The sequence below is a fragment of the Demequina lignilytica genome, from assembly GCF_030418375.1.
Taxonomy (GTDB): Bacteria; Actinomycetota; Actinomycetes; order Actinomycetales; family Demequinaceae; genus Demequina; species Demequina lignilytica.
The window spans coordinates 23,636-34,970 of sequence record NZ_JAUHPZ010000016.1; the positions used below are offsets into that span (position 1 = coordinate 23,636).

At 73.1% G+C, this 11,335-nt stretch carries 12 protein-coding genes; 7 read left to right on the forward strand and 5 right to left on the reverse strand.

The genetic code is table 11. From position 1 onward, the window contains the following. Positions 1-7: 7 nt before the first annotated feature. Together QQX13_RS13670 and QQX13_RS13675 are read right to left on the reverse strand one after the other, a co-directional pair. Positions 8-1,066, reverse strand: a complete 1,059-nt coding sequence (locus QQX13_RS13670; RefSeq protein ID WP_301153668.1) for a LacI family DNA-binding transcriptional regulator — start codon at positions 1,064-1,066, stop codon at positions 8-10. Positions 1,067-1,090: 24 nt separating this feature from the next. Next, positions 1,091-1,855 carry an SDR family NAD(P)-dependent oxidoreductase gene (locus QQX13_RS13675; protein WP_301153670.1) on the reverse strand — a complete coding sequence of 255 codons (765 nt, stop codon included), beginning with the start codon at positions 1,853-1,855 and terminating at the stop codon, positions 1,091-1,093. 94 nt (positions 1,856-1,949) lie between these two features. Between QQX13_RS13675 and QQX13_RS13680 the strand changes: the two genes are divergently transcribed. Genes QQX13_RS13680 through QQX13_RS13695 form a run of 4 tightly spaced genes read left to right on the forward strand, consistent with a single transcriptional unit; the run spans position 1,950 to position 3,937 of the window. Then, positions 1,950-2,438, forward strand: a complete 489-nt coding sequence (locus tag QQX13_RS13680) for a beta-class carbonic anhydrase (protein WP_301120802.1) — start codon at positions 1,950-1,952, stop codon at positions 2,436-2,438. Positions 2,439-2,453: 15 nt separating this feature from the next. Beyond that, the gene (locus QQX13_RS13685; RefSeq protein ID WP_301120800.1) at positions 2,454-2,693 is read left to right on the forward strand and encodes a DUF1232 domain-containing protein; all 240 of its coding nucleotides are present in this window, start codon (positions 2,454-2,456) and stop codon (positions 2,691-2,693) included. 36 nt (positions 2,694-2,729) lie between these two features. Further along, positions 2,730-3,452 carry a flavodoxin family protein gene (locus tag QQX13_RS13690; RefSeq protein WP_301120798.1) on the forward strand — a complete coding sequence of 241 codons (723 nt, stop codon included), beginning with the start codon at positions 2,730-2,732 and terminating at the stop codon, positions 3,450-3,452. Then, on the forward strand, positions 3,449-3,937 hold the full coding sequence (locus tag QQX13_RS13695) for a GyrI-like domain-containing protein (RefSeq protein ID WP_301120796.1): 489 nt from the start codon (positions 3,449-3,451) through the stop codon (positions 3,935-3,937). The genes QQX13_RS13690 and QQX13_RS13695 overlap by 4 nt, the downstream gene beginning before the upstream one ends. A gap of 33 nt (positions 3,938-3,970) precedes the next feature. On the opposite strand, the gene QQX13_RS13700 is transcribed toward QQX13_RS13695, so the two are convergent. Next, positions 3,971-4,243 carry a hypothetical protein gene (locus QQX13_RS13700; protein WP_301120789.1) on the reverse strand — a complete coding sequence of 91 codons (273 nt, stop codon included), beginning with the start codon at positions 4,241-4,243 and terminating at the stop codon, positions 3,971-3,973. A gap of 133 nt (positions 4,244-4,376) precedes the next feature. Between QQX13_RS13700 and QQX13_RS13705 the strand changes: the two genes are divergently transcribed. From QQX13_RS13705 to QQX13_RS13715, 3 genes are read left to right on the forward strand one after another with little or no spacing between them, the layout of a single operon-like run. After that, on the forward strand, positions 4,377-5,162 hold the full coding sequence (locus QQX13_RS13705) for a LamB/YcsF family protein (protein ID WP_301120787.1): 786 nt from the start codon (positions 4,377-4,379) through the stop codon (positions 5,160-5,162). 1 nt (position 5,163) lies between these two features. Next, a complete protein-coding gene (locus QQX13_RS13710; RefSeq protein ID WP_301120785.1) occupies positions 5,164-5,775 on the forward strand; it encodes a 5-oxoprolinase subunit B family protein in 612 nt (203 codons plus the stop codon). After that, the gene (locus tag QQX13_RS13715) at positions 5,772-6,650 is read left to right on the forward strand and encodes a 5-oxoprolinase subunit C family protein (protein WP_301153672.1); all 879 of its coding nucleotides are present in this window, start codon (positions 5,772-5,774) and stop codon (positions 6,648-6,650) included. The genes QQX13_RS13710 and QQX13_RS13715 overlap by 4 nt, the downstream gene beginning before the upstream one ends. Before the next feature lie 22 nt (positions 6,651-6,672). Here the strand turns inward: QQX13_RS13715 and QQX13_RS13720 are convergent, their stop codons facing one another. Next, a complete protein-coding gene (locus QQX13_RS13720) occupies positions 6,673-8,514 on the reverse strand; it encodes a BCCT family transporter (RefSeq protein WP_301153674.1) in 1,842 nt (613 codons plus the stop codon). Between the two features lie 143 nt (positions 8,515-8,657). Then, positions 8,658-11,030, reverse strand: coding sequence for a glycoside hydrolase family 3 C-terminal domain-containing protein (locus QQX13_RS13725; protein WP_301120779.1), 2,373 nt, complete (start codon positions 11,028-11,030; stop codon positions 8,658-8,660). Between the last annotated feature and the right edge of the window lie 305 nt (positions 11,031-11,335).

The following is an 11,335-nucleotide window of genomic DNA, read 5'->3' on the forward strand; positions in this document are numbered from 1 at the left end:
CGGGCGCTCAGCGCGGGGGCGCGGTGCTCTCGCGCACCACGAGCTCGCAGGGCACCAGCACGGCGCCTCCCGGGGCGGCCGCGGGATCCTCGATGCGCGCCATCAGACGGTCGACCAGGAGCGCCCCGATCTCCGCGAACGGCTGGCGCACCGTCGTCAGCGGAGTGGTGAGGTAGCCGGCGAGCGGGATGTCGTCGAACCCGACCACCGAGACGTCCTCCGGCACGCGTCTCCCCGCGCGCGTGAGGGCGAGCATCAGGCCCGCGGCCATCTCGTCGTTCGCGCAGAACACCGCCGTCGCCTCGGACCGGGCGGCGAGCGCGGCGCCGACGGCCTCGCCGGAGGCGGAGGTCCAGTCCCCGCGCACGGGCTCGGGCGGGACGATGCCGTGCTCGCAGAGCACGGCCCGCCACGCGTCGAGCCGGGCCTGGGCGGGGATCGAGCCGACGGGTCCGGCGACGTGGTGGACCGTGCGGTGGCCCAGCGCGAGGAGGTGCTCGACGGCGGCCCGCGCGCCGGCCGCGTGGTCGCCGCCGACCATGGGCAGGTCGCCGCCGAAGCCGGCGTCGGCCACGACCACGGGCAGCGTCGACGGGAGCGCCACCTGGGAGGCGTCGGCGGTCTCGGCGCGGATGATGATGAGCCCGTCGATCGCCTGGTGGGACAGCCGCATCGCGGCCGCCGAGACGTCCTCGTGCGCGGTCGACTCGAGGTCGAGGAGCGTGACCGTGTGGCCGCGCTCGTGGGCCGCGCGAACCACGCCCTCGACGGTGCGGGACTCGCCGGTGCGGGCGAGCCGGTGCGCGATCACGCCGATGGTCTCGAACGAGCCCGACCGCAGGGCGCGCGCGGCGGTGTTGGGCGAGTAGCCCAGGGTCTCCATGGCCTCGAGCACGCGCCGGCGGGTGTCCTCCCTCACGGCGAGCGAGCCGTTCGAGACCCGGGACACGGTCTGGCCGGAGACCCCCGCGAGGCGGGCGACGTCGGCCATCGAGGCCCGCGTGCTCGGGCGGGCGCCCCGGCGCGAGCGCGGCGCCGCCTCGGATCCCGTGCCGCGCGTTCCCATGCCGCCGATCCTAGGCGGAGCGGTTCACGGCAGGTGCTCGCCGGTGATCGCGGCGAGCCGCTCGACCAGCGCGGCGCGGAGCCCACGGTCGCGGGTCGCCGGATGGATCGGCAGCGCCCGGCGACGATGCACGTACTGACCGCCCCGGCGCGGCACCGCCTCGTCGGACGTGACCAGCCACACGGGGGTGTCGGCGCCGTCGCTCGGCGGCAGGACCGCGCCCGGCCCGCCCATCCGCGTGCGGACCCAGCCGGGGTGGACCACGTTGATGGGCCGGTCGGTGTGCCTGTCGGCGAGCTCGAAGAACAGCATGGTGACGAGCAGCTTCGAGTCGGCGTACGCGGCGTCCCCGGTCCACGGCTCGGGCCCGGCGAGCCGGACGTCGGGCGAGCCGTGCCCCGCGGCGTCGGAGCCGACGATCACCATGCGGCGCGGGAGGCTGAGCATGCAGGCGAGCAGGTACGGCGCGATCACGTTGACCTGGAGGATCCTCTCGAAGCCGTCCTCGGTGCGCACCGGACCCGGCTGGTCCGGACCCGTCCCCGCGTTGTGCACGATCACGTCGAAGGGCCCCTTGCGCCGCGCATCGTCCGCCATCAGCCGGGTGGAGGCGAGCGAGTCGAGGCGCCCGGTGACGAACCCCGCCGCGCCGGGGACCGCCGCCATCGCGACGTTCGAGCGGGCGGCGTCGCGCCCGTGCACGATCACCTCGTAGCCGCGCGCGACCAGCTGGCGCGCGATCTCCGCGCCCAGGCCTTGGGCGGAGCCGGTGACGAGGACGCGGGGCACCCGCTCATCGTCCCCCCGGATGTGAACGCGTGGCAAGCAACTTCCCTCGCCTAGGCTGGACCCTGTCCCCATCGGCCGTCCTCCGGAGGTCCCCATGCCCATCGCCGACGAGCTGCTCGCGAACAACGCCGAGTACGCGACCACCTACATCGCCGATCGTCCCCTTCCCCCGCGCCGCCAGCTCGCGGTGGTCGGCTGCATGGACTCCCGGCTCGACATGTTCGCGATGCTCGGCCTCGAGGTCGGTGACGCCCACATCATGCGGAACGCGGGCGGCGTCATCACGGACGACATGGTCCGCTCGCTGGTGATCTCGCAGCGCAAGCTCGGCACGCGGGAGATCATCCTCATCCACCACACCGACTGCGGCGCTCTCACCTTCACCGACGACGAGCTGCGCAACCAGCTGCTCGACGAGACGGGCCTCAAGCCGACGTGGAGCCCGGAGTCGTTCCGCGACCTCGACGCGGACCTCCGGCAGTCGATGGAGCGCCTGCGTCGCAACCCGTTCCTGCTCGACACCTCGCAGGTGCGCGGTTTCGTGTTCGACGTCCACACCGGGGTGCTGCGCGAGGTCGTGTAGCGCATACTGGACCGCATGTGGTGGAAGTTCATCCAGGCGGTCAGGAACGGCGAGCACCGGATCGCGCCCCTCACCTGGGTCGCGGGTGCCGGCGCGCTCCTCTACGCCCTGTGGCCCATCGACCTCATCGCGGACATGCTGCTGCCGTTCGGGATCGTGGACGACCTCGGGGTCTGGGGCCTGCTCCTGATCCTCGTCACGCGGGAGAAGCAGCAGTGGGAGGCCCACCTCAAGGACGGCGCGATCGACGTCTGAGGAGCGATGAGCGCGGGTCTGACGTAGCGTCGAGGGGTGGACTCGCCTGACTTCTCCGACCTGCGTGCGGTCGTCGTCAACTGCACGCTCAAGCCGTCGCCCGCCCTGTCCCATACGCAGGGGCTGCTCGACAACGCGATCACGATCCTGCGCACGCAGGGCGTCGCGGTCGACGTGATCCGCGCGGCCGATCATGCGATCCCGCCGGGCGTGTACCCCGACATGCGGGAGGACGTGCCCGGCGGCGGTGTCGACCGCGACGACTGGCCCGCGCTCGCGGAGCGGATCCTCGCGGCCGACATCCTCCTCCTGGGCACCCCGATCTGGCTGGGCGACAAGTCCTCGGTCGCGACGAGGGTGATCGAGCGCCTCTACGGGCTCTCGGGCGATCTCAACGACCGCGGCCAGTACCTCTACTACGGCCGCACGGCGGGCGTGGTGGTGACGGGCAACGAGGACGGGGTCAAGCACGTGGCCATGAACGTCCTCTACAGCCTCCAGCACCTGGGCTACACGATCCCGCCGAACGCGGACGCGGGATGGATCGGCCCGGTCGGGCCGGGCCCGTCGTACCTGGACCCGGACAGCGGCGGCCCCGAGTCGGACTTCACGCGCCGCAACACCACCTTCATGACGTGGAACCTGCTCCACGTGGCCCGCTGGCTCAAGGACGGCGGCGGCTTCCCCGCGGGCGGCAACTCGCGCAAGGAGTGGGACGCCGGCGCCCGCTTCGACCACCCCAACCCGGAGTACCGATGACCGCCACCGAGCACCTGCCGGCCCGCGCCTACGTCGCGATGCCGATGGACGTCGCGATGCACGACCTGCCGCGGGTGGTCGGCGAGGAGTTCGACCGGGTCGCGTCGCTGCTCGCCTCCCGGGGGATCGCTCCGCGCGGCGCGGTGATCCGGTACGTCGCGGCGCGCACGGACGGGACCTTCTCGATCGAGGTGGGCCACCTGGTGGACGCCGAGGATCTCGAGGGGTCGCCGATCGAGCCGGACCAGCTGCCCGCGGGCCGGTACTCGGTCGCGCGTCACGACGGGCCGTACGCGGGGCTCGGCCGGGTGACCCGCGAGCTGATGGACGCGTGGCCGGGGCAGGGGCTTCGGCCCGCGATGGCGCACACCGCCACGGGTGACGATTACGCGTGCTGGTACGAGCGCTACCTCGACATGCCGCGTCAGGGTCCCGAGGGTCCGGAGGGCGCGGTCGAGATCTGCGTGCTGGTGGAGAAGGGCTGACGGCGCGCCGGGATCAGCCGCCCGGGGTGGCCGTCAGGCCGCCAGCGCCCAGCGGGCGCGCCTCAGGACGCGCATGTCGCCCTCCTCGTCGGCCTCCCGGTAGGCGACCATCCCGCCGGGGGTCGCGCATCGTCCCGCCCCGTGGTCCTCGACCACGGTCGCCACGACGAGGCGACGCTCGGCGTCGCGTCCGATCCGCCACACCAGGAAGTCGTCGCCGTCCGACATGAGCGCCCAGCCTCGACCGACCTCCATGACCGTGCGGCGCAGCGGTCGGGTGCCGTGGACGAGCGTCGGGGTGCTCACGTCTTTCCTCCATCCGTGCCGGCGCGGGCGCGCCGGGTCACTCCGCGCACTGTAGCCCCGCCGCGGGCGGTCGGAGGACGGACCGAGGTCACGGACGCCCCGCGTGACCGGTCGGGCCGAGTAGGTTGGGCGCATGGCTGTGATCGACCTCAACGCGGACCTGGGCGAGGGCTTCGGGCGCTGGTCCCTGACCGACGACGTCGCGCTGCTTGACGTGGTGACCTCGGCGAACATCGCCTGCGGCTTCCACGCGGGGGATCCGTCGATCATGCGGCGGGTGTGCGAGCTCGCGGTGGCGCGGGGCGTCACCATCGGCGCGCAGGTGTCCTACCGCGACCTCGCGGGCTTCGGGCGGCGGTCGATGGAGGTGCCGCTCGGGGAGCTCGCCGCGGAGGTGGCGTACCAGATCGGCGCGCTCGAGGTGTTCGCGCGGGCGGCCGGCACGCGCGTCGCGTACGTGAAGCCGCACGGCGCGCTCTACAACAGGACCGTGATGGACGAGGCGCAGGCGGCGGCCGTGGTCGAAGGCACCATGCTCGCGTCCACCGCGGTCGGCGCGTCGCTGCCGCTCATGGGGCTGCCGGGCTCGGCGCTGCTGAAGGCCGCCGCCGACGCGGGGCTCGCCGCCGTCGAGGAGGCGTTCGCGGACCGGGCGTATCACGACGACGGCACGCTGGTGCCGCGGTCGGAGCCCGAGGCCGTGGTCGACGACCCGGACGTGGTGGTCGCGCGGGCGCTCGCGATGGTGGCGGGGGAGTCGATCGCGACCGTGAGCGGCGGGTCGCTGAGCGTCGCGGCGCGGTCGATCTGCGTCCACGGGGACACCCCGGGCGCGGCCGCCCTGGCGGCGCGGATCCGCGAGGAGCTGCTCGGGGCGGGACACGACCTGGACCCGTTCGCGGCGCCCCCGTGGGAGTGAGGTGCCGGCCCCGATCGTGATGGGCGCGGCCGCGGTCCTGGTGGACTGCGCCGACGCCGACGAGGTGCTGGCCGTGCATGCCGAGGCGCTCCGGCGCCGCGAGGCGGGGCTGCTGACGGCGGAGGAGATCGTGCCCGCGGCACGCACGGTGCTCCTGGCGGGCGTGCCGGACCCCGCGGCGCTCGCGGCCGCGATCACGGGCTGGGAGCTGCGGGCGGTCGACGTCGCCGCGGGTCCGGTGGTGGAGATCCCGGTGCGCTTCGACGGACCGGACCTCCCGGACGTCGCGGCGCATTGGGGCGTGACGGCTCCCGCCGCCGAGGCCACGGTGCTGGCGGCGGAGCTCACGGTCGCGTTCTGCGGGTTCTCTCCGGGCTTCGCCTACCTCACGGGCCTGGGACGCGAGGTGCCGCGACGGGCCACGCCGCGCACGTCCGTCCCCGCGGGCTCGGTCGCGCTCGCCGGACCCTACGCGGGCGTGTACCCGCAGCGCTCGCCCGGCGGGTGGCAGATCGTCGGCACCGCGGTCGGGATCGAGATCTGGGACGTGGAGCGGGATCCGGCGGCGCTGCTGTCGCCGGGCACGCGGGTGCGCTTCGTGGCGGCGACGTGAGCGGGCTGGAGATCCTCGACGCGGGAGCCCTGGTGACGGTGCAGGACCGGGGCCGGGTCGGGGCCGCGCACCTCGGGGTGCCCCGCGCGGGTGCGGCCGACCTGGCGGCGCACGACGCGGCGAACGCCCTGGTGGGCAACGACCCGTCGGCCGCCACGCTCGAGGCGACGATGCTCGGGGTGAGGGTCCGGGCGCGTGGCGCGACGGTGCTCGCGGTCACGGGCGCGCGATGCGAGGTGTTCGTGGGCGGGGTGCGGGCGCCGTGGGGCGCGCCGTTCCGCGTCGGACGCGGTCAGGTGGTCGAGGTCGGGGCGGCGGTCGCGGGGGCGCGGGCCTACGTCGCGGTCCGGGGCGGCATCGACGTCGCTCCCGTGCTCGGCAGCCGCTCGGCCGACACGCTGTCGGGGCTCGGCCCCGCGCCGGTGAGGGCCGGGGACGTGCTGCCGGTCGGGGAGGCTCATCCTCGCGACGACGAGCTGTTCCGCGCGACGCGTGGCGCCGCCGCGGCGGCGCCGTCCCTCGAGCAGGAGCGCGGTGCGGCGGCGCTGTCGGTGGTGCCGGGACCGCGGTGGGAGTGGCTCGGCGCGCGCGGCTGGGCGACGCTGCTCGCCCGCGAGTGGACGGTCAGCGTCTACTCCAACCGGGTGGGAGTGAGGCTCGCGGGCGAGTCGCTGGCGCGGGCGCGAGCGGGAGAGATCCCGAGCGAGGGCATGGTCCGGGGCGCGGTGCAGCTGCCGCCGTCGGGGCTGCCGGTGATCTTCCTGGCCGACCACCCGACCACGGGCGGCTACCCGGTGGTCGCGATCGTGCGGGAGGGCTCGCACTCGCGTCTTGCCCAGGCACGGCCAGGCGACACGCTCCGCCTGGTCGGCTAGCGCATCGTCCCGGCGCCGCGGGCTACTGCCGGGGCTCCTCCTCGGAGATCGTGTGCGCGGTGACGATCCCCTCCGTGTCGAGGGACTCGTAGGACCGTGCCTCCTCCGGCCCGATGTCGCTGGCGGCGGGGGCGCCGGGGCCCGGCGGCTCGGTCGCCGCGGGCGCCGGTGGCTCGGGAGCGGTGGAACCCGCGACGGCTCCCGCCTTCTTGCGGCGGCGCCAGCGGATCCGCGTGCGCGCCTCCTCGATCTCCATGGTCGCGGGCTCGAGGCCGTAGTGGTCGCCGATGTGGTCGGCGACATGCTCGACGAACTCCTCGCGGGTCGCCCGCATGTAGGCGCGATGCTCCGTGTCGAACGCGCGGAACAGGGACATGACCATCATGATCATCACCACCGAGAACGGCAGCGCGGTGATGATGGCCGCGGTCTGCAGGGCCCCGAGGCCGCCGGTGAGCAGCAGCGCGATGGCGACCAGCGCGGTGGTGCACGCCCAGAAGACGCGCAGCCAGCGGGCGGGGGTGGGCGCGCCGCCCGAGGTCAGCATCGACAGCACGAAGCTGCCGGAGTCCGACGAGGTGACGAAGAAGATGCCGATCAGCAGGATCGCGCCGAAGGTCACATAGGTGCCGGCGGGCAGCGCCTCGAGGACCTGGAACAGGGATCCCTGATAGTCGATGCTGCCGTCTGCGGCGATCAGCCCGCCGTCGCCGAACACCTCCCGGTACAGGGCGGAGCCGCCCATCACCGCGAACCACAGGAAGGTGATCATCGCGGGCACGAGCAGTACGCCCCACACGAACTCGCGGACGGTGCGTCCCTTGGAGACGCGCGCGATGAAGATGCCGACGAAGGGCGCCCAGGAGATCCACCAGCCCCAGTAGAAGGTGGTCCAGCTCGCCTGCCAGGCGGCGCCGATCTCGCCCTGGAAGGCGGAGACGTTGAAGCTCAGCCCGACGAAGCCCTGGATGTACGCGCCGATCGACTGCACGAACTCGCGCAGCAGGAACAGGGTCGGCCCCGAGAAGAGCACGTAGAGCAGGATCAGCCCGGCGAGCGCGAGGTTGATGTTCGACAGCCACTTCATCCCGCGCGCGAGACCCGTCAGCAGGGAGAAGAGGGTGACGATGGTGATCACCACGATCAGGATCACCTGGGTACGGGTGTCGGGCTCGGCGATCCCGGCGGAGCTCAGCCCGGAGGAGATCTGCAGCACGCCCAGACCGAGCGAGGTCGCGATGCCGAACAGCGTGCCGACCACAGCGGTCACGTCGATCACGTTGCCCCAGCGCCCGTGGATCGCCTTGCCCAGCAGCGGCTCGACCGCGTAGCGGATCGACACGGGGCGCCCGCGACGGTGGACCGCGTACGCGATCGCGAGCCCGACGATGATGTAGATCGACCACGCGTGGATGCCCCAGTGGAGGAAGGTCTGCGCCATCGCGGACTGCGCGAGCTGCTCGGGGGTGCCGGTCACGCCGGGCCGCGGCGACGCATAGTGCGCCAGCGGCTCGGAGACGCCGTAGAACACCAGGCCGATGCCCATGCCGGCGGCGAACAGCAGCGCGAACCAGGAGAAGCGGCTGAACTGCGGGGCGTCGCCGTCCTTGCCGAGCACGATGTTGCCGTACCGGCTGAACCCCAGGTAGAGGGCGACCGCGACGAACAGCGCCGCGATCAGCACGTAGTACCAGCCGAAGACGGAGATGATGTCGGACTGGATGGTGTCGAACACCGACGCCGCCGCGTCGGGTGCCACCATGGCGAACAGCACGAACCCGAGGATCAGCACCGCGGCAGGCCAGAACACCCACTTCGCGAGCGTCTCGCGGGTCATCGGGGTGGGGGGTGCGGAGGCGCTCATGGTGACGGGTCCCGTTCCTTCGGCTCGGACGTGCCTGGTATCGGTCTCCTTGCCACCGTAGGCCATTCCGCGCGGTCTGTGCAGACGCCGAGGGCCCGGACCGTCGCGGTCCGGGCCCTCGGTCGGGACGATGCGGGGGTCGCCTAGTGCGCGCGCCAGGCGCTGAGGGAGGTGCGGTTGAGCACCGCGATCAGCTGGTCGAGGCGCTTGAGCGTGAGGGCGCCGTCGCTGCTCATCGCGATCTTGCGCAGCGGGGCCTCCTTGAGGTCGGCCTCGAACATCCCGATGGTGGTGGGGTCGGCGTCGGTGGTGTCGAAGCTCTTCCTGCCCAGCTCGAGCAGGGGGCCGGCCGCGACCTTGCCGAGCACGGTGTGCTCGAGGTCGGCGATGGTGGAGTCGCGGTGGAACGGCACGGGACCGTCGGGGGTCGGGATCTCGCTGCCGAGCATGGTGCGGAACTCGTTGTCGGTGGCCACGTAGGCCGCGGGGCCGTGCGACGGCGAGACCGCCTGGCCCTCCGCGATCTTGACGGTGCGGCGAGCGCGGATGTCGGTCGACGAGGCTCCCACCAGGATCTCGATGTCGCCCGGCTCGACGCGCCACTCCTGAGAGCGGACGTCCCACACTGCGAAGGCGCGACGATCCAGCTTGATCGTGAGCTTCTGCGACTCGCCGGCGCCCAGGTGGACCTTCGCGAAGCCCTTGAGCTCCTTCTCGGGGCGGTAGGCGGCCGACTCGGGGTCGCGCACGTAGACCTGGACCACGTCGGATCCCTCACGGGGGCCGACGTTGGTGACGGTCACGGTCACCGAGTAGCCGTCGCCGGACTTGCGGACGGTGAGGCCCGTGTAGTCGAAGGCCGTGTAGCTGAGGCCGTGGCCGAAGGGGAAGCGGGCGGGAACGCCGGCGGAGTCGTGGAAGCGGTAGCCCACGTAGAGGCCCTCGCGGTACTCGACCTGCTTGGGGTGGCGCGCGAAGTCGCGGTCGGCGGGCAGGTCGGAGGCGGCCATCGGGAAGGACTCGGCGAGGCGTCCGCCGGGGGCGACGTCGCCGAGGATCACGTCGGCGAGCGCGGAGCCGCCCGCCTGGCCGCCCAGGTAGGCCTCGACGATCGCGGCGGGGCGCTCGGCCCACGGCATCTCGACGGGGGAGCCGTTCTGAAGCGCGATCACGGTGCGCTCGTTGGCCTCGAGCGCGGCGGTGATGACGGCGGTGTGGCCGTCGGGCAGGCGCAGGTGCTCGCGGTCGAAGCCCTCGGACTCGGCGCTCGCGGGCAGGCCGGCGAGGACGATGACGACGTCCGACTTCGCGGCGGCGGCACGGACCTCGTCGAGCAGCACCTCCTCGGTCGCGCCGGTGAGGGGGTCGTAACCGGGGGCGTAGGTCACGGAGGCGGCGTCGCCGAGCGACTCCCGCAGCGCGGCGATGAAGGTGTCGAGCTGCGTCGGGTTGACCAGCGAGGAGCCGGCGCCCTGGTAGCGGGGCTTCTTCGCGAAGGCGCCGATCACGGCGATGGTGCCGGTGCGCTCGAGCGGGAGTGTGCCGTCGTTGGTGAGGAGGACGGTGCCGGCGGCGGCCGCCTTGCGGGCGAGCGCGTGGTGGGCGGCAGGGTCGACCTGGGAGGTGCCCGCATCGTTCTGCGCCCGGAGGGCGAGGTCGACCACGCGGGTCGCGGCGAGGTCGAGCTCGGCGGTGGTGAGCAGGCCGGACTGGTGGGCCTTGGCGACCTCGGCGTCCCAGGAGCCGCCGGTGCCGGGCATCTCGAGGTCGACGCCGGCGCACAGGGCGAGGGCGCGGTCCGAGGTGGCGAACCAGTCGGTCATCACCAGACCGTCGAAGCCCCAGTCGTCCCGGAGGGTGTCGGTCATCAGGCTGCGGTTGACGTCGGCGTGCTCGCCGTTGACCTTGTTGTACGAGCACATCACGGTCCAGGGGTCGGACTCCTTCACGGCGATCTCGAAGCCGGTGAGGTAGAGCTCGTGCAGGGTGCGGTCGTCGACGACCGTGTCGACCGAGAGGCGGAAGAACTCCTGGTTGTTGGCCGCGTAGTGCTTGAGGCAGGCGCCGACGCCCTGCGACTGGATGCCACGCACCATGGCGGCGGCCATCTTGCCGGAGACGAAGGGGTCCTCGGAGAAGTACTCGAAGTTGCGGCCGCCCGCGGGGTGGCGCTTGATGTTGAGGCCGGGGCCGAGCAGCACGGCGACGTCGGCGGCGCGGCTCTCGCGGCCCAGGGCGGCGCCGACCTCCTCGATCAGCTCGGGGTCCCACGAGGAGCCGAGGGTGACCGCGGTGGGGAAGCACGTTGCCGGGACGGAGGCGTTGAGGCCCAGGTGATCGGTGCCCGCGACCTGCTTGCGCACGCCGTGCGGGCCGTCCGTGACGAGGATCGAGGGGATTCCCGCCTCGATCACCTCCTCGGTGGTCCAGGCGTCGCGGCCGGACACGAGTCGGATCTTGTCGTCGGTCGAGAGGGCGGAGACGATCTTCTCTGCCTTGGCGTAGGTGTCGCGCATGGGGATCCTCTGTGGAGAGCGGGGGGACGGCATCGTTGACGGTGCTCCAAGTTTATCGGTCGCGGCGTTTCGGATAGGTGACGGAGGTCTTGCCTCGCAGGGGTGTCGCGCCAGGTGGTTCCCTGCGTTGCCCCGGCCTGAGGGCCTGGAGACGCGCCGATGCGGCGCTCACCCGGGGGGGGGTGGCGCCGTCGGGGCGGGGTCATTGGTCGGGGGGTCGGGGCGGCTTGGTGGGCTCGGCGGGCTGGGTGGGGTGGGTGGGGTGGGTGGGCTGTGGCGTGTGGCTGCGGGGTGCGTGGAAGCGT